Annotated in this window: 17 protein-coding genes and 3 pseudogenes; 17 read left to right on the forward strand and 3 right to left on the reverse strand. The window is 64.6% G+C overall.

The features are described from left to right. The first annotated feature begins 60 nt into the window (after positions 1 to 60). The 3 genes and pseudogenes from ACSKB9_RS00560 to ACSKB9_RS00570 all read left to right on the forward strand — a co-directional run bounded on the left by ACSKB9_RS00560 (position 61) and on the right by ACSKB9_RS00570 (position 2,098). Positions 61 to 1,100: pseudogene (locus tag ACSKB9_RS00560) on the forward strand (alpha/beta fold hydrolase). 20 nt (positions 1,101 to 1,120) lie between these two features. Next, on the forward strand, positions 1,121 to 1,630 hold the full coding sequence (locus ACSKB9_RS00565) for a cytochrome P460 family protein (protein ID WP_438071100.1): 510 nt from the start codon (positions 1,121 to 1,123) through the stop codon (positions 1,628 to 1,630). Positions 1,631 to 1,729: 99 nt separating this feature from the next. Then, the gene (locus ACSKB9_RS00570) at positions 1,730 to 2,098 is read left to right on the forward strand and encodes an ArsC family reductase (RefSeq protein ID WP_085967190.1); all 369 of its coding nucleotides are present in this window, start codon (positions 1,730 to 1,732) and stop codon (positions 2,096 to 2,098) included. 45 nt (positions 2,099 to 2,143) lie between these two features. On the opposite strand, the gene ACSKB9_RS00575 is transcribed toward ACSKB9_RS00570, so the two are convergent. After that, complete coding sequence (locus ACSKB9_RS00575; RefSeq protein WP_438071102.1) at positions 2,144 to 2,761, reverse strand: hypothetical protein; 618 nt, start codon at positions 2,759 to 2,761, stop codon at positions 2,144 to 2,146. A gap of 3 nt (positions 2,762 to 2,764) precedes the next feature. After that, positions 2,765 to 2,911 (reverse strand): hypothetical protein, encoded by a 147-nt coding sequence (locus tag ACSKB9_RS00580; protein ID WP_438071104.1) that lies wholly within the window; start codon positions 2,909 to 2,911, stop codon positions 2,765 to 2,767. A 339-nt stretch (positions 2,912 to 3,250) separates the two neighbouring features. Between ACSKB9_RS00580 and ACSKB9_RS00585 the strand changes: the two genes are divergently transcribed. The 7 genes and pseudogenes from ACSKB9_RS00585 to ACSKB9_RS00615 all read left to right on the forward strand — a co-directional run bounded on the left by ACSKB9_RS00585 (position 3,251) and on the right by ACSKB9_RS00615 (position 9,803). Continuing rightward, on the forward strand, positions 3,251 to 4,006 hold the full coding sequence (locus ACSKB9_RS00585) for an ABC transporter ATP-binding protein (protein WP_016839877.1): 756 nt from the start codon (positions 3,251 to 3,253) through the stop codon (positions 4,004 to 4,006). Beyond that, positions 3,999 to 4,742, forward strand: a complete 744-nt coding sequence (locus ACSKB9_RS00590) for an ABC transporter ATP-binding protein (protein WP_018271255.1) — start codon at positions 3,999 to 4,001, stop codon at positions 4,740 to 4,742. Before ACSKB9_RS00585 ends, ACSKB9_RS00590 begins: the two co-directional genes overlap by 8 nt. A gap of 40 nt (positions 4,743 to 4,782) precedes the next feature. Beyond that, positions 4,783 to 6,011 (forward strand): annotated as a pseudogene (locus ACSKB9_RS00595) (ABC transporter substrate-binding protein). 64 nt (positions 6,012 to 6,075) lie between these two features. Next, complete coding sequence (locus tag ACSKB9_RS00600) at positions 6,076 to 6,939, forward strand: branched-chain amino acid ABC transporter permease (protein WP_028335126.1); 864 nt, start codon at positions 6,076 to 6,078, stop codon at positions 6,937 to 6,939. Position 6,940: 1 nt separating this feature from the next. After that, positions 6,941 to 7,909: a branched-chain amino acid ABC transporter permease gene (locus tag ACSKB9_RS00605; protein ID WP_057019845.1), complete on the forward strand. Its 969-nt coding sequence runs from the start codon at positions 6,941 to 6,943 to the stop codon at positions 7,907 to 7,909. 145 nt (positions 7,910 to 8,054) lie between these two features. Continuing rightward, a complete protein-coding gene (locus ACSKB9_RS00610) occupies positions 8,055 to 8,699 on the forward strand; it encodes a DUF47 domain-containing protein (RefSeq protein ID WP_438071108.1) in 645 nt (214 codons plus the stop codon). A gap of 99 nt (positions 8,700 to 8,798) precedes the next feature. Continuing rightward, entirely contained in the window at positions 8,799 to 9,803 is a 1,005-nt protein-coding gene (locus ACSKB9_RS00615; RefSeq protein WP_438071109.1) for an anion permease, read from the forward strand. Between the two features lie 58 nt (positions 9,804 to 9,861). On the opposite strand, the gene sugE is transcribed toward ACSKB9_RS00615, so the two are convergent. Then, a complete protein-coding gene (sugE, locus tag ACSKB9_RS00620) occupies positions 9,862 to 10,176 on the reverse strand; it encodes a quaternary ammonium compound efflux SMR transporter SugE (RefSeq protein ID WP_016839884.1) in 315 nt (104 codons plus the stop codon). A gap of 153 nt (positions 10,177 to 10,329) precedes the next feature. Between sugE and ACSKB9_RS00625 the strand changes: the two genes are divergently transcribed. The 7 genes and pseudogenes from ACSKB9_RS00625 to ACSKB9_RS00655 all read left to right on the forward strand — a co-directional run bounded on the left by ACSKB9_RS00625 (position 10,330) and on the right by ACSKB9_RS00655 (position 17,516). Continuing rightward, a complete protein-coding gene (locus ACSKB9_RS00625; RefSeq protein WP_028335130.1) occupies positions 10,330 to 11,949 on the forward strand; it encodes a peptide chain release factor 3 in 1,620 nt (539 codons plus the stop codon). A gap of 221 nt (positions 11,950 to 12,170) precedes the next feature. After that, positions 12,171 to 12,782: a hypothetical protein gene (locus ACSKB9_RS00630; protein WP_225159105.1), complete on the forward strand. Its 612-nt coding sequence runs from the start codon at positions 12,171 to 12,173 to the stop codon at positions 12,780 to 12,782. Between the two features lie 193 nt (positions 12,783 to 12,975). Continuing rightward, positions 12,976 to 13,560, forward strand: a complete 585-nt coding sequence (locus ACSKB9_RS00635; RefSeq protein ID WP_438071111.1) for an NnrU family protein — start codon at positions 12,976 to 12,978, stop codon at positions 13,558 to 13,560. A gap of 2 nt (positions 13,561 to 13,562) precedes the next feature. Continuing rightward, positions 13,563 to 14,384 (forward strand): 3-methyl-2-oxobutanoate hydroxymethyltransferase, encoded by an 822-nt coding sequence (gene panB, locus ACSKB9_RS00640; RefSeq protein WP_016839889.1) that lies wholly within the window; start codon positions 13,563 to 13,565, stop codon positions 14,382 to 14,384. 10 nt (positions 14,385 to 14,394) lie between these two features. After that, a pseudogene (locus ACSKB9_RS00645) lies at positions 14,395 to 15,994 on the forward strand (class I adenylate-forming enzyme family protein). A 270-nt stretch (positions 15,995 to 16,264) separates the two neighbouring features. Further along, the gene (locus tag ACSKB9_RS00650) at positions 16,265 to 16,921 is read left to right on the forward strand and encodes a tetratricopeptide repeat protein (RefSeq protein WP_168855618.1); all 657 of its coding nucleotides are present in this window, start codon (positions 16,265 to 16,267) and stop codon (positions 16,919 to 16,921) included. Between the two features lie 37 nt (positions 16,922 to 16,958). Continuing rightward, complete coding sequence (locus ACSKB9_RS00655; protein ID WP_225159102.1) at positions 16,959 to 17,516, forward strand: hypothetical protein; 558 nt, start codon at positions 16,959 to 16,961, stop codon at positions 17,514 to 17,516. Positions 17,517 to 17,532: the final 16 nt, after the last annotated feature.

The raw sequence follows: 17,532 nt of genomic DNA on the forward strand, positions 1-17,532 counted from the left end.
AAGCGAACGGGGGCGGTCTCTGCAATATTCAATTCCGACACCAGACTTAAGGAGATCGCCATGTCGCAGTCCATCAATCAGCAGCGCCGCCGCTTCCTTGGCATCGCCGGCGGGATCCTTGCCGCCTCCAGGCTCGGCTTCATCGGTTCGGCTCAGGCCCAGTCCAAACCGGCGCTGCCTGCGATAAAGGCTGGCGCCCACACCTCGATCGGTCCCGTCAAGCAGATCAGTGCCGGCGTGCTTGATACAGGTTATGTCGAGATGGGTCCTGCGTCCGGTCCCACGGTGATCCTGCTGCACGGCTGGCCCTACGACATCCACAGCTATGCCGACGTCGCGCCGGCGCTGGCCGAGGCCGGCTACCGCGTGATCGTGCCGCATCTGCGCGGCTATGGCACGACGCGCTTCCTCTCCAGCGACACCATGCGCAGCGGCCAGCCGGTCGCGGTCTCAGCCGACGTCATCGCGCTGATGGACGCGTTGAAGATCGAGAAGGCCGTGCTCGGCGGCTATGATTGGGGCGCGCGCACCGCCAACATCATGGCGGTGCTCTGGCCCGAGCGCTGCAAGGCCATGGTGTCGGTGAGCGGCTATTTGATCGGCAGCCAGGCGGCCGGCAAGATGCCGCTGCCACCGAAGGCCGAGCTGCAATGGTGGTACCAGTTCTATTTCGCGACCGAGCGCGGCCGCGAGGGCTATGCCAAGAACCGGCACGATTTCAACAAGCTGATCTGGCAGCTGGCGTCGCCGCAGTGGAAGTTCGACGACGCCACCTACGACCGCAGCGCTGATGCCTTCGAGATCCTGATCACGTCGATATCGTGATCCACAATTACCGCTGGCGGCTTGGTCTCGCCGAGGGCGAGGCGAAGTACGACGCGTTCGAGAAGACGCTCGCCCAGGCGCCCGTGATCGCGATCCCGACCATTACGATGGAGGGCGATGCCAACGGCGCGCCGCATCCGGAGCCCGCGGCCTATGCCAAGAAGTTCTCCGGCCATTACGAGCATCGGCTCCTGACCGGCGGCATCGGCCACAATCTGCCGCAGGAGGCGCCGCAGGCCTTCGTCCAGGCCATCATCGACGTCAGCAAGGTCTGAGACGGAGCGGATCGAGGATCATGAGACAGGTTTTGAAATGGGCAGCTGCCGCGATCGCGGCAGCCTGCATCAGCGCGTCATTGCCGTTTGCCGTCGGACATGCCGATGACGCCGCACTGGCATCGCCGATCTTCGGCGTGAAAATCCCCGACGGCTATCGCGACTGGAAGCTGATCGCGGTCGGCGAGGAGACCGGGCTCGACGAACTGCGCAGCGTGCTCGGCAACGCCACCGCCGTGAAGGCCTATCAGGACGGCGCCGCGCGTTTCCCCGACGGCACCGTGCTGGTCAAGCTGGCCTGGAAGCGCAAGCCGGTTGCAGGCCTCGACGGCGCCTTCATCACGGGGCCGGCGACCACCGTGCAGGTCATGGTCAAGGACGCGGCCAAATATGCATCGACCGGCGGATGGGGCTTTGGCCGCTTCATCGACGGCAAGCCGGTCGATGCCGCCCAGCACGAGACGTGTTTTGCCTGCCACGAGGCCCACGCCAGCGATCACGATTTCGTCTTCACGCGCTACGCGCACTGAACGCCGGCAATATCGGTGTGGAGACCTGATGGCTCCGATCTGGCGCCGGGATTGCCGCGAGGCTAATTTCCCCGCCGCAATCGCATGCGGGGAACGGCTTTGACCATCACCATCTACGGCATCAAGAACTGCGACACCATGAAGAAGGCGCGCGCCTGGCTCGACGATCACGGCGTCGCCTACGATTTCCACGACTACAAGACCGCCGGGATCGCCAAGGACAAGCTCAAGCAGTGGAGCGACGAGGTCGGCTGGGAGACACTGCTCAATCGCGCCGGCACCACCTTCAAGAAGCTGCCCGATGCCGACAAGGAAGGCCTGAACGAGCGCAAGGCGCTGGCGCTGATGGCCGAGCAGCCCTCGATGATCAAGCGCCCGGTGCTCGATCTCGGGGGCAAGCGCGTGGTCGGCTTCAAGCCGGACATCTACGCCAAGGAAGTGCCGGCGAAGGCGCGCAAGAAGGGCTAGGGCGCTTCCAGCGATGTCGTGACCGCTTCGCGTGACGCGACGCGTCTAGATCAGCTCGACTGAATCCTGACTTGCCGGACGATCCGCGGGCACGAACCTGCGGTCGATCACCGCCCTGATGGTGACGACCGGGACCGACTTCGCCTTCACGCCCATCAGATTGTGCAGCCGAAAGCGGCCTTCGATGCTGATCGCCTTGTAGGAGCCGATGATGTGCTCGACGGTGTCGCCGCGTCCGAACGGCAGCAGCAGCCGCTCATAGGACACGTCCTTGCCGTCGGCGTCCGTGACCTCCGCAACTGTATAGGTTGGACGCTTGAGCGCGAGGCAAGCACGATATGACAGGATCACTCCTGCGTAGCGCTCGGGTCCGATCGCATCGTCAAGAAAGCGGTTGGTGCGCAGCGGCGGCTCGATGTGCTCGTTGCCATAGGCCGTCGTCAGCCTCGCGCCTTCCTGCGTAATCAGGAAACGTGCCGCCTCGCCACTGCCGACCACGTCAAAGCTCATCATGTCGGCGCGCTCGTCGGCGGTGCCCTCGGTATGGAAGTCGCACAACAGGGGAAGCGCGTCCGGCAGGCGCAGCCCGCGCAGCCAGGCGTTCAGCAGCACCCGCTGCGTGATCGATTTGACCACCGATGGATCGGCGCTTCGGAATTGCATCGGCTAGCCGAACTCAGGCACAAAGGGGATGCGGCCAAAGACAAGTTCATCGATCTGCGGGATGGTTTGGCTGCGGGCATAAAGTCGCAGCCACGTGCCGGGGAAATCACTCGAATTGACGACCGAAGAATTGGCGCGCTTGAAATGCAAGGCTCTAGCCGTTCATCATGCAATGGCCGGAGCTTCGGCGAGAGGCGCAAATATTCTATGAAAGCGCGAGTCCGGAGCAAAACACCGTTAACGACCGCTTTCCCGAGGCGCAAAGCGCGCCGAAATGCCATTCGACTAAGGATCAACCGGAACCGGTCACGCTGATGCCGCAGTGCACAGCTTTCCACCTTGCGTAACCGCCGCAGATGACGGCATATTCCGGCCCGGAGGCGACGGGCCCCGGACGGTTTCCAAGACGTAGCGGACGCCTGTCGGACACGAAAAAAGCTGGCCACGCGGGCGAGGGGCTTCGCAGCGATGGCGTATGGGGGAATCTATTTGGCCGATGAGTTCATCCTCGAAACCAGCGGATTGACCAAGGAATTCGCGGGTTTCTTCGCCGTTCGCGACGTCGCGTTGAAAGTGCGTCGGGGCAGTATCCATGCGTTGATCGGGCCGAACGGCGCCGGCAAGACGACCTGTTTCAATCTGCTGACCAAATTCCTGAAGCCGTCGGCAGGCCAGATTCGCTACAAGGGCCACGACATCACCGCGATGCCGCCGGCCGACGTGGCGCGCCTCGGGCTGGTCCGTTCGTTTCAGATCTCGGCGGTATTTCCGCATCTGACCGCGCTCGAGAACGTTCGCGTGGCGCTGCAGCGGCAGCACGGTTCGTCGTTCGATTTCTGGCGTTCGAAAAGCGTGCTCGACCGCTTCAATCCGCGCGCCCACGAACTCCTGAACGACGTCGGCTTGAGCGAATTCGCCAATACGCCGGCGGTGGAGATGCCGTACGGCCGCAAGCGCGCACTTGAAATTGCAACGACGCTCGCGCTCGACCCCGAGATGATGCTGCTCGACGAGCCGATGGCCGGCATGGGCCACGAGGACATCGACAAGATCGCGGCGCTGATCAAGCGGATCTCCGCGAAATACACCATCCTGATGGTCGAACATAACCTCTCGGTGGTGGCCAACCTATCCGACATCATCACCGTGCTGACGCGCGGGCAGGTGCTGGCGGAGGGCAACTACGCCGACCTCTCCAAGGACGAGCGCGTGAAGGAAGCCTATCTGGGAGCGGGTCATGGCTGAGGCAAAACTGGCGGAGAAGCCCGTGGCTGCGGCCGGAGCCGATGTGCTGACGGTGAAGGATCTGCAGGCCTGGTACGGCGAATCCCACATCCTTCACGGCATCAATTTCAACGTGAAGGCCGGCGAGGTGGTGACGCTGCTCGGCCGCAACGGCGCCGGCAAGACCACCACGTTGAAGTCGGTGATGGGCGTGATCGGCAAGCGCTCGGGCTCGATCCGCTTCGACAATCAGGAAATCATCCGCGCCACCTCGGACAGGATTGCGCGGCTCGGCATCGCATTCTGTCCCGAGGAGCGCGGCATTTTCGCCAGCCTCGATGTGCGCGAGAATTTGCTGCTACCGCCGGTGGTGCGGCCGGGCGGTCTGCCGCTGGACCAGATCTTCACGCTGTTTCCCAACCTGAAGGAGCGCCTCACCAGCCAGGGCACCAAGCTCTCGGGCGGCGAGCAGCAGATGCTGGCGATCGCGCGCATCCTGCGCACCGGCGCGCGCTTCCTGATGCTGGACGAGCCGACCGAAGGGTTGGCGCCGGTCATCATCCAGCAGATCGGGCACACCATTGCGCGCCTGAAGTCGCAGGGATTCACGATCCTGTTGGTCGAGCAGAATTTCCGTTTCGCCTCGACCGTTGCGGACCGCTACTACATTGTCGAGCACGGCAAGGTGATCGACGGCTTCGCGAATTCGGAGCTGTCGGCCAACATGGACAAGCTCCATACCTATCTCGGCGTCTGATATCGCCAGAACCAGAAAATTTAGGACGAGGGAATACGACATGAAGAACAAGATTTCGGCGCTCTTGCTCGGCACCGCGATGGTGCTGTCCGCTGCAAGCGTCGCCTCCGCCCAGGAAAAGCTCGACAAGACGGTCAAGATCGGCGCGCTGTCGGATCAGTCCGGCCTCTACGCCGATCTCGCCGGCCCCGGCTCGACGCTGGCGGCGCAGATGGCGATCGAGGACTCCGGCCTCAAGGCCAAGGGCTGGACCATCGACCTGATCTCCGGCGATCACCAGAACAAGCCCGATATCGGCACCACCATCGCCCGCCAGTGGTTCGACGTCGACAAGGTCGACACCATCGTCGACGTGCCGAATTCCGGCGTCGCGCTCGCGGTCAACAACGTCGTCAAGGAAAAGAACGGCGTCTACATCAATTCGGGCGCCGCGACTTCGGATCTCACCAACGCGCAGTGCTCGCCGAATACCGTGCACTGGACCTACGACACCTACATGCTCGCCCACGCCACCGGCCAGGCGCTGGTGAAGGCGGGCAGGGATACCTGGTTCTTCCTCACCGCGGATTACGCGTTCGGCGCCGCGCTCGAGCGCGACACCACGGCCGTCGTCACCGCCAATGGCGGCAAGGTGGTCGGCGGCGTCAAGCATCCGCTCAACACCGCTGACTTCTCCTCCTTCCTGCTGCAGGCTCAGGCTTCCAAGGCCAAGATCATTGGTCTCGCCAATGCCGGCGGCGACACCACCAACTCGATCAAGCAGGCGGCCGAGTTCGGCATCGTCAAGGGGGGCCAGAAGCTCGCGGCGCTGCTGCTGTTCCTCACCGACGTCAAGGCGATCGGGCTCGAGACCGCGCAGGGCCTCAACTTCACCGAGACGTTCTACTGGGACCTCAACGACAAGACCCGTGCCTTCTCCAAGCGCTTCTCGGAGCGGATGAAGAACAGCGCGCCCCGACCATGGTGCAGGCCGGCGTCTATGCGGGCCTCATGCATTACTTCAAGGCGCTGGAAGCGCTCGGCGGCAATCCGCATGACGGCGCCAAGGTGGTCGCGAAGATGAAGACGATCCCGACCGACGATCCGCTGTTCGGCAAGGGCGAGGTCGAGCCCAACGGCCGCGTCACCCACGACGCCTACCTGTTCGAAGTGAAGAAGCCTTCGGAGTCCAAGGGACCGTGGGACTTCTACAAGCTGGTCGGCACCGTGCCGGGCAACCAGGCCTTCACGCCGCTCGACAAGAGCGCCTGCGCGCTTCTGAAGAAGTGACGATCATGCCCGCCGGCCATGCGCGTGGCCGGCGGGCTTCATCTATCTAGCGAAAGCTCATTCGATGCAGGCTCTCTACGCACAGCTTCTGGTGGGACTGATCAACGGCTCGTTCTACGCGCTGCTCAGTCTGGGGCTCGCCGTCATCTTCGGCATGCTCAACATCATCAATTTCGCGCATGGCGCGCTCTACATGATGGGCGCCTTCGTGGCGTATTTCCTGCTCAACCTGGGCGGCATCAATTACTGGTGGGCGCTGATCATCGCACCCGTCGTGGTCGGCATCTTCGGCATGATCCTCGAGCGGACCATGCTGCAATGGCTGACCGGCCTCGATCATCTCTACGGATTGCTGCTGACCTTCGGCATCGCGCTGATCGTGCAGGGCGTGTTCCAGAACTATTTCGGCTCCTCGGGCCTGCCTTACTCGATCCCGGATCAGCTCAAGGGCGGCGTCAATCTCGGCTTCATGTTCCTGCCGATCTATCGCGGCTGGGTCGTCGTCTTCTCGCTCGTGGTGTGCCTTGCCACCTGGTTCCTGATCGAGAAAACGCAGCTCGGCGCCTACCTGCGCGCCGCGACCGAGAATCCGACGCTGGTGCGCGCGTTCGGCATCAACGTGCCGCGCATGATCACGCTGACCTACGGGCTCGGCGTCGGTCTTGCCGCGCTTGCCGGCGTGCTGTCGGCGCCGATCAACCAGGTCCGCCCGCTGATGGGCGCCGATCTCATCATCGTGGTGTTCGCGGTGGTCGTGATCGGCGGCATGGGCTCGATCATGGGCTCGATCATCACCGGCTTCGCGCTCGGCGTGATCGAGGGACTGACCAAGTATTTTTATCCCGAGGCCTCCAACACCGTGGTGTTTGTCCTGATGGTGGTGGTGTTGCTGGTGAAGCCAACGGGACTGACGGGACGGGCGGCTTGATATGTCAGCATTGACCGACGATACACTTCCGATCACGCCGCGCGCGATGCGCGACGAGATGATCGTATTCGCCGCGATGGCGCTGCTGCTGGCGATCGTGCCGTGGACGGGGATCTATCCGTTCTTCGTCATGCAGGCGCTGTGCTTCGCGCTGCTCGCCTGCGCCTTCAACCTCCTGATCGGCTATGGCGGCCTGCTGTCATTCGGCCACGCGATGTTCCTCGGCACCGCCGGTTACGTCTCGGCCCACGCGCTGAAGGTGTGGGGGCTGACGCCGGAGCTCGGCATCCTGGTCGGCACCGCGGCCGCGGCCTTGCTCGGCCTGGTCACCGGCTACATCTCGATCAAGCGGCAGGGCATCTATTTCTCGATGATCACGCTGGCGCTGTCGCAGCTGCTTTACTTCCTCTATTTGCAGGCGCCGTTCACCCATGGTGAAGACGGCATCCAGGGCATTCCGCAAGGCCACCTGCTCGGCATCTTCGATCTCTCGAAGCCGCTGGTGCTTTACTATGTCGTGCTGGTCGGCTTCCTCGCCGGTTTCCTGCTGATCTACCGCACCATCAACTCGCCGTTCGGCGAGGTGCTGAAGTCGATCCGCGAGAACGAGCCGCGTGCGATCTCGCTCGGCTACAAGACCGACCAGTACAAGCTGCTCGCCTTCATCCTGTCGGGCACGCTGGCGGGCTTTGCCGGCTCGCTGAAGGTGTTCGTGGCGCAGAATGCCTCGCTGACCGACGTGCACTGGTCGATGTCCGGTGAAATCGTGCTGATGACGCTGGTCGGCGGTCTCGGCACCATCTTCGGCCCGGTGGTCGGCGCCTTCGTGATCATCGCCATGCAGCAATATCTCGCCGGTTTCGGCCAGTGGGTGACGGTGATCCAGGGCGTGATCTTCGTGGCCTGCGTGCTGCTGTTCCGGCGCGGCCTGGTCGGCGAGCTGGCCCACCTGTTGCGGCGGTCGCTGTAGGGCAGGTTTCGGCGATTTTCGGCCGATATAGCGGTGGACGACCGCCCGTTCGGGCGGTCGTTTCAGGTGTTTTCCCAGTCAGATGCTCTATGACACTTCTGTGACAGTCGCTAAAAGGGCTGTCCCGGAATGATGGAACTGAGACATGCTGCGCTGGTTTCGCGCCTTCCTGCCCAAGGAAGAGCGGTTTTTCGACCTGTTCGCCCGACACGCCCGGACCTCCGTGCAATGCGCATTGGCGTTGCAGGACATGCTGAAGGGCGGGGAGGAGACTCCTGTCTTTTGCCAGCGCGTCAATCGGTTCGAGAACGACGCCGATAGCGTCACCCGCGAGGTCCTGACCGCGGTTCGCCGCACCTTCATCACCCCGTTCGATCGCGGCGATATCAAGAACCTGATCACCTCGATGGACGACGCGGTCGACCAGATGCAGGCGACCGCCAAGGCGGTCATGCTGTTCGAGGTGCGCGAGTTCGAGCCGCCGATGCGCGAGATCGGCACGCTTATCGTGGAATGCGCCAATCTGGTGGTCCGCGCGCTACCCTTGCTGCAGGGCATCGGCCAGAACGTCTCGATGCTGACCCAGATCACCGAGGAGCTGACCAAGCTCGAGGGCCGGGTCGACGATCTCCATGATATCGGGCTCAAGGAATTGTTCCTGAAGCATCGCAACGCCAACACGATGGACTTCATCGTCGGCGCGGAGATCTACGACCATCTCGAGAAGGTGGCCGACCGTTTCGACGACGTCGCCAATGAGATCAACTCGATCGTGATCGAGCAAGTCTGAGCATGATCCGGAAAAGTGTGATGCGGTTTTCCCTGCGACAAACGCGAAGCGTTTGCGCGGCGATCATGCTCAACAAAGCACAATAGAGCGGGACATCAAGTGGACGCCACGCTGGGTCTTCCGATTCTGACCATCCTGATCGCGGTCGCGCTGCTGTTCGACTTCCTGAACGGTCTGCACGATGCCGCGAACTCGATCGCGACCATCGTCTCGACCCGCGTGCTGCGGCCGCAATATGCGGTGTTCTGGGCGGCCTTCTTCAATTTCGTCGCCTTCGCAGTGTTCGGCCTGCACGTCGCCAACACGATCGGCACCGGGATCATCGACCCGGCGGTGGTGGACGCGACCGTGATCTTCGCCGCGCTGGTCGGCGCGATCGTCTGGAACGTAATCACCTGGGCGCTGGGCATCCCGTCGTCGAGCTCGCACGCGCTGATCGGCGGCCTGGTCGGCGCCGGCATGGCGAAGGCGGGCATCTCGGCGGCGGTGTGGAGCGGGCTCACCAAGACCTTGCTCGCGATCGTGCTGTCGCCGCTGGTCGGCTTCCTGCTGGCGCTGGTGCTGGTCGCGATCGTGTCCTGGCTCTCGGTGCGCTCGACGCCGTTCGCGGTCGATCGCGCCTTCCGCATCCTGCAATTCGCCTCGGCGTCGCTGTATTCGCTCGGCCATGGCGGCAACGACGCGCAGAAGACCATGGGCATCATCGGCGTGCTGCTCTATTCCCAGGGCCATCTCGGCGAGACCTTCGAGATTCCGTTCTGGGTGGTGCTGGCCTGCCAGAGCGCGATGGCGCTGGGCACCTTGATGGGCGGCTGGCGGATCGTCCGCACCATGGGGCTGCGGATCACCAAGCTGACGCCGATGCAGGGTTTCTGCGCCGAGACCGGCGGCGCCGCGACACTGTTCATCGCGACCTATCTCGGGGTTCCCGTATCGACCACGCACACCATCACCGGCGCCATCGTCGGTGTCGGCGCGGCACGGCGGCTCTCCGCCGTGCGCTGGAATGTGGCGAGCTCGATCGTCTACGCCTGGGTGATCACGATCCCGGCGTCGGCCGCGGTCGCAGCCGCGAGCTATTGGGCGGTGCAGATTCTGAAGTAGCGGTTTCGAGCGAAGTGGAAGTCGGTTCGCGTCAAGAAAACGTGTCCGAAGGAAGTCATCAGCCGACCAGCTTCAGCCCGACGATGCCGGCGACGATCAGCCCGATGCTGGCGAGCCGCATCGCGGTCGCGGGTTCACCGAGCAGGATGATGCCGAGCGCCGCGGTGCCGACCGCGCCGATCCCGGTCCAGACCGCATAGGCGGTTCCAATCGGCAGCGTCTTCAGCGCGAGGCCGAGCAGGATCACGCTGCCGGCCATCGCCGCCAGCGTCAGCACCGACGGCACCAGCCGCGAGAAACCTTCAGTATATTTCAGCCCGATCGCCCAGCCGATCTCGAGCAGGCCAGCGGTGAACAGAATGGTCCAAGCCATCACGAACCCTCCAGATAAGGCAGGGTCGTCCCCGCTGACGGTATGGTGAGGAGAAGGTCGTCCTTCCGGTGCCTATATGGGGATGGTACGGCCGTTCCGCATTGCGACAAAACGCCCTTGATTGCGCCCGTTTTCCCTGCCAAATGCCCCGCCATGTCCGACATTTCAGTTTCAGCCGAATCGCCGTCCCGCTCGCCGCTTTCAGAGGAAGTGGCGCGACGGCGCACCTTTGCGATCATCTCGCACCCGGACGCCGGCAAGACCACGCTGACGGAAAAGCTGCTGCTGTTCGGCGGCGCCATCAATCTCGCGGGCCAGGTCAAGGCCAAGGGTGAGCGGCGCAACACGCGCTCGGACTGGATGAAGATCGAGCGCGAGCGCGGCATCTCGGTCGTCACCTCGGTGATGACCTTCGAGTTCAACGACCTCGTGTTCAACCTCTTGGACACGCCGGGCCACGAGGACTTTTCGGAAGATACCTATCGCACGCTGACCGCGGTCGATTCCGCGGTCATGGTGATCGACGCCGCGAAAGGCATCGAGGCGCGCACGCGAAAGCTGTTCGAGGTGTGCCGGCTGCGCGACATCCCGATCATCACCTTCATCAACAAGATGGATCGCGAGAGCCGCGACACGTTCGAGCTTCTGGACGAGATCGAGAAGACGCTGGCGCTCGACACCACGCCGATGACCTGGCCAGTCGGCCGCGGCCGCGACTTCCTCGGCACCTATGACGTCGTCAATGGCGGCGTGCGGCTGCTCGAGGGCGGCGGCGCCAAGACCGGCGCCACCGAACAGATCGACATCGCCGATCTCGGCAAGCGCAATCCCAATCTCGACGTCGCCGAGGTCAAGGACGAGCTCGCGCTGGCCTCGGAAGCCTGCAAGCCGTTCGAGCTCGCGGCGTTCCGCGAGGGCCACCTGACGCCGGTCTATTTCGGCAGCGCGCTGCGCAATTTCGGCGTCGGCGATTTGCTGGAAGGCCTCGGCAAGTTCGCGCCGGCCCCGCGCGCGCAGGACTCGGATTTGCGCAAGGTCGAGGCATCGGAGCCGCGCATGAGCGCGTTCGTGTTCAAGATCCAGGCCAACATGGATCCGAACCACCGCGACCGCATCGCCTTCGCCCGGCTGTGCTCGGGCAAGCTCAGCCGCGGCATGAAGGCCAAGCTGGTACGCACCGGCAAGAACATGAGCCTGTCGAGCCCGCAGTTCTTCTTCGCGCAGGACCGCTCGGTCGCCGACGAGGCCTTTGCCGGCGACGTCGTCGGCATTCCGAACCATGGCACGCTCAGGATCGGCGACACCCTGACCGAGGGGGAGGATCTGACCTTCGTTGGCGTACCGAGCTTCGCGCCGGAGATCGTCCGCCGCGTCCGGCTGACCGATGCGATGAAGGCGAAGAAGCTGAAGGAAGCCTTGCAGCAGATGTCGGAGGAGGGCGTCGTGCAGGTGTTCCGCCCGCGCGACGGCGCGCCGGCGCTGGTCGGCGTGGTCGGCCCGCTGCAGCTCGACGTGCTGAAGGCGCGGCTCGACGCGGAATATTCGCTGCCGGTCGAGTTCGAGATCTCCGAGTTCTCGCTGGCGCGCTGGATCTCGTCCGACGACCGCAAGCAGCTTGACGCCTTCATCTCCGCCAACAACTCCGGCATCGCCGACGACGTCGACGGCGATCCCGTGTTCATGGCCAAGAACGAGTTCTATCTTGGCTACACCCGCGAGCGCGCCGAGGGCATCACCTTCTCCAACGTCAAGGACGTGAAGAAGAAGGCGTAGTGTTGCAGACGCAGTGTCGTCCCCCGGCTCGACCGGGGGACCCAGTACGCCGCGGCCTATCGATTGATCACTGCTGTCTCTGGAATACTGGATCGCCCGGTCGAGCCGGGCGATGACAGCGGGGTTGTGGCGGGAAAAGCGCAAGGAATTGAACGCCGCCCCGCTTGACGCGGTCCGGCCGCGGACCCATTTTCTCCGGAGCGCAATCTGGGTCCGCCTGCATGCTCCGACGCGTCGCCATCTGCCTCGCTTTTGCCGTGCCGGCCTTTGCGCTCGCGAGCGCGGCCTCTGCGCAGCAGCGGCAACAAACCAACCCGGCGCCCTTCGCACACACGCCTTGCAGCGTGCTCGACGAAGGGCCTTGCATCCCGTCCTATTGCAGCGTGTTCAACCACGGGCCATGCCTGCCCGAGATGGATTATCCGTACGGCGAAAATCTCCAGCTCACGATCCTGACCGTGCCACCGCAGGATCAGGCCGAGAAGTACCGCAAGCCGGATCATGATCTCAATACCATCGGCGATCTGTTCGCCGCGCTGCGCGCCTGTTGGGCGCCGCCACCGCCGGACGACGCGCGCGCGGGCATGCAGATGTCGGTGCGTTTCAGCTTCAAACGATCGGGCGAGATGATCGGCGCGCCGCGCCTGACGTTTTCGACGCGAGGCATCCCGGCCGACACCCGCACCACCTACCTCAACGCGATCAACGCCTCGCTGGATGCCTGCCTGCCGCTGAAATTCACCGGCGGATTGGGCGGCGCGCTGGCCGGCCGGCCGATCATGATCCGCTATGTCGACAACCGGGAGCTGGCCAAATCGGCCAACAAGCCGTGAGACACGTCATTCCGGGGCGCGCTGGAAGCGCGAACCCGGAATCCCGGGATTGGCTTGCGCGCCCGGCAACCTCGAGATTCCGGGTCCGGCCCTGCGGGCCATCCCGGAATGACGGAGTTGTGGCGTGACGCATTGCCACCCGCCCGGCGAAGGTGATACGCGAAGGCATTAGTTCGATCAGGGGAGGAACATCGTGGGACTGCTCGTCATGATCCTGGGTCTCATGCTGTTCCTCGGCGTCCATGTGCTGTCAAGCCTGCGCGAGATGCGCGCCGGCCTGATCAAGGCGATGGGCGAGGGCGGCTACAAGATCGCCTATTCGCTCGCCTCCGCGGCCGGGCTCGTGCTGATCATCTGGGGCTTTGCGCATTATCGCGCGAGCGGATGGATCGACGTCTGGACCCCGCCGACGGCGCTCAAGCACATCACGGTCGCGCTGATGCTGCCCGCCGTCATCCTCGTCGTCGCCTCCTATATCCGCGGCCGCATCTACACCACGCTGAAGCATCCGATGCTCGCCGGCGTGAAGCTGTGGGCGTTCGCGCATCTGCTCGCCAACGGCGACCTCGGCTCGATCATCCTGTTCGGCTCGTTTCTCGGCTGGGCGGTCTATGACCGCATCTCGCTGAAGCGCCGCACGGATGCTGGCGCGCCGCCGATTCCGGTGGGCGGCCCAACCAACGACCTGATCGCGATCGCGGTCGGTGTCATCGTCTATCTGGCGCTGGCGTTTGCGTTCCACCCGGTCGTGATCGGCGTGCCTGTCATGGGAGCCTGACTATGTCTGTTCAATCCGCCATCAAGCGCAAGACCGCGCCCGATCTGCGCGCCCGCAAGAACGGCGAGCCGATCGTGATGCTGACGTCCTATCATGCGCACACCGCGGCGCTGGTCGACCGTCATTGCGACGCCATCCTGGTCGGCGATTCCCTCGGCAACGTCATGCATGGCTTCGAGACCACCGTGCCGGTCACGCTCGACATGATGATCCTGCAAGGCCGCGCGGTGATGCGCGGCTCGCAAGCTGCGCTCGTCGTGGTGGACATGCCGTTCGGTTCCTATGAGGGTTCGAAGGAGCAGGCGTTTCAATCCGCGGTGCGGATCATGAAGGAGACGCTGTGTGGCGCGGTCAAGCTCGAGGGCGGCGCGCGGATGGCGGAGACGGTGGCGTTCCTGTCCGAGCGCGGCATTCCGGTGATGGGCCATATCGGCCTGACGCCGCAGTCGATCAATACGCTCGGCTCGTTCCGCGCGCAGGGCCGCGAGGAGGAGACCTGGGCACCGATTGAAAACGACGCCAGGGCGATCGCGGAAGCGGGCGCGTTCTCGATCGTGGTCGAGGCGGTCGCCGAGCCGCTGGCGCGCAAGATCACGCAGTCGATCGCGGTGCCGACCATCGGCATCGGCGCCAGCGCGGCCTGCGACGGCCAGGTGCTGGTGCTGGAGGACATGCTCGGCCTGTCGCCGCGGGCGCCGAAATTCGTGCGCCGCTACGGCAATCTCGGGCCGATGATCGAGGAGGCGATCGCCGGCTATGCGCGCGACGTGAAGAGCCGCGCCTTCCCGGGGCCGGAGCACGTCTACGGCATGAAGAAGAGCTGACGGGGCGCGCATGGACTGGTCGCAGCACGCAATTCCGCCGATGCGGCTCGAGCCGCGCTTCGGCGACCGCGTCGTGCCGGCTTTCCCGGAGCGGCCCGGCAGCCTGTGGGGGATGATCGCGGACGCCGTTGCGCAGAACGGCGACGGCGAGGCGCTGGTCTGCGGCGCGACGCGCCTGAGCTGGCGCGAGGTCGCGGAGAAATCGGCCATTGTCGCGGCGGGCTTCGCCAAACTCGGCCTTGCGCCCGGCGACCGCGTCGCGATCCTGCTCGGCAACCGCATCGAATTCGTGCTGACGATGTTCGCCGCCGCGCATGCCGGGTTGGTCACGGTGCTGCTCTCGACGCGCCAGCAGAAGCCCGAGATCGCCTATGTGCTGAACGATTGCGGCGCGACGCTTCTGGTCCATGAGGCCACGCTCGCCGACCGCACCCCTGATGCGGCCGATGTTCCCGGCCTCAAGCATCGCATCTCGGTCAGCGACGACGGCGCGTCGCAATTCGCCGGTCTCGTCGACAACGTTGCGGCCCAGGCGCCGGCACAGGTGAGGGAAGAGGACACCGCGATGATCCTCTACACATCGGGCACCACGGGCCGGCCCAAGGGCGCCATGCTCGCCCATTGCAACATCATCCACTCCTCGATGGTGTTCGTGTCGTGCTTGAATCTCGACCAAGTCGGATCGCTCGATCGCCGCTGTGCCGCTCGCGCATGTCACCGGCGCGGTCGCCAACATCACCACCATGGCACGCTGCGCCGGCGCGCTGATCATCATGCCGGAGTTCAAGGCCTCGGAATATCTGAAGGTCGCGGCGCGCGAGCGTGTCAGCTACACCGTGATGGTGCCGGCGATGTATAATCTCTGCCTGATGCAGCCGCATTTCGACAGCTACGATCTGTCGAGCTGGCGGATCGGCGGCTTCGGCGGCGCGCCGATGCCGGTCGCAACCATCGAAAAACTCGACGCCAAGATTCCCGGGCTGAAGCTTGCGAATTGCTACGGCGCGACCGAGACCACGTCGCCCTCGACGCTGATGCCGGGCGAACTGACCGCCGCCCATATCGACAGCGTCGGTTTGCCGTGCCCCGGTGCCGAGATCATCGTGATGGGCGCTGACGGCCGCGAACTGCCGCGCGGCGAGATCGGCGAGCTCTGGATCCGCAGCGCCTCGGTCATCAAGGGTTACTGGAACAATCCGAAGGCGACTGCGGAGAGTTTTACGGCCGGCTTCTGGCATTCCGGCGATCTCGGCTCGATCGACGCGGCAAACTTCGTCCGTGTGTTCGATCGCCAGAAGGACATGATCAACCGCGGCGGCCTGAAAATCTATTCGGCCGAGGTCGAGTCGGTCCTGGCCGGCCATCCCGCCGTGGTCGAGAGCGCGATCATCGCCAAGCCGTGCCCCGTGCTCGGCGAGCGCGTGCACGCCGTAATCGTGACCCGCACGGAAGTGAACGCAGAGAGCCTGCGCGCCTGGTGCGCCGAGCGGCTCTCGGACTACAAGGTGCCGGAGACCATGGCGCTGACAGCAGAGCCGCTGCCGCGCAACGCCAACGGCAAGGTGATCAAGCGCCAGATCAGGGAGAGCCTGTCCGCGATAGGCACCTAGCGAGGCGTGGACGTACCATCCGCGAATTCGGTCGACCTCTCCCGCTTGCGGGGGGTCGAGACGAGCGAAGCTCGCTCTTAGGTCGGCACGTGCAGCGCGGGCTGGGGGCCTGTTGCGGCAAGTCGCAAACGTCCCCCGTTAACACTTTGATCCGCCTCGCTTTGCCTTGCCTCCGCCACACCATTAGGGTAACGCCGCCGCGATGTGGGGATCGGGTAGGGGCTGGGCCCCACCGATGGCAGCGGTCCCGAGGGGATGGGATAGCCTTAAGTGTCTGAATTATTTGACGAAGTCGACGAGGAAGTCCGTCGCGATCAGCTCAAGAAGCTGTGGGACAAGTACTCGCTCTTTATCATCGCCCTGGCGATCCTGATCGTTGCGGGCGTCGGTGGCTGGCGCGGCTACCAGTATCTCGAGGCCAGGAAGGCCGCCGAGGCCGGTGCGGCGTTCGATCGCGCCGTCGAGCTGTCGGATCAGAACAAGCACGCCGAGGCCGAGGCCGCGTTTGCCGCCCTCATCACCAAGGCACCTTCCGGCTACCGCACCTTGGCGCGGTTGCGCATGGCCGCCGAGGTCGCGACCCGCGACCAGCCGGCTGCCGCGAAGCTCTATGACGAGATCGCAGCCGACCGCAGCGTCGGCGGTCCCGAGCAGGATCTAGCGCGGATCCGTGCCGCGCAGCTCGCGATGGAAACCACCACCTATCCGAACATGCTGCAACGGCTCGAGGCCACGGCAACGGCGAAGGACTCGACGTTCCGTCACTCAGCCCGCGAGCTGCTGGCGCTGTCGGCCTGGCGCGCCAACGATGCCACCGCCGCGCGGCAGTGGCTCGACCAGATTGCCAATGACGGCGAGACGCCGCCGAGCCTGCGCTCGCGTGCCGAAGCGCTGCAGGCCTTGTTGCCGCCGGTCGCGAAAAGCTGACTTGGCGCGAAACCCGAGTTTGAGTGAGAGATCGACCATGCGCCGCTCGCAACGCCTGATCGCAGCCGCAGTTCTGACAGCGCTTTGCAGCGTGCTGGCGGGGTGCGGCGGTGGCGGCATGTCCAATTTCGATCCGAGCGACCTGCTCGACTTCCTCGATTCCAAGAAGAAGCTGCAGGGCGACCGCAAGCCGGTCTTCCCCGAAGGCGTGCCCGGCCTGGAGCAGGGCGTGCCGAAGGAATTGTACAAGGGCTCGCAGCAGGAACAGCTCGATCAGCAGAACGCCGCGGCAGCCGCCGCTGCCCAGCCGGCCCCGCCGCCGGAGCCGCCGAAGGGCGCCAAGAAGCACGCCAAGGGCAGCGCAGCGCCGGCCGCGGATCAGGCGGCTGCTCCCGATGCCGCAGCCGAGGAGGGCGCGCCCGCCGCGCTGCCGCCGGAGCCGAAGCCGAAGAAGATCGTCCGCCGCCGCACCACCGCGCCGCCCGCCGACGACCAGCAGGCACAGCCCGCGGCGCCGGCCCAGCAGACCCAGACCACGCAACAATCCGGCGGCGCCTTCCCCGCACCGCTACCGAGCGGCGGATTTTCACGCTAATTGCGAGCGGGATTCC

The sequence above is a fragment of the Bradyrhizobium sp. BR 1433 genome (genome assembly GCF_051547665.1).
In the GTDB taxonomy this organism is placed as follows: domain Bacteria; phylum Pseudomonadota; class Alphaproteobacteria; order Rhizobiales; family Xanthobacteraceae; genus Bradyrhizobium; species Bradyrhizobium australafricanum.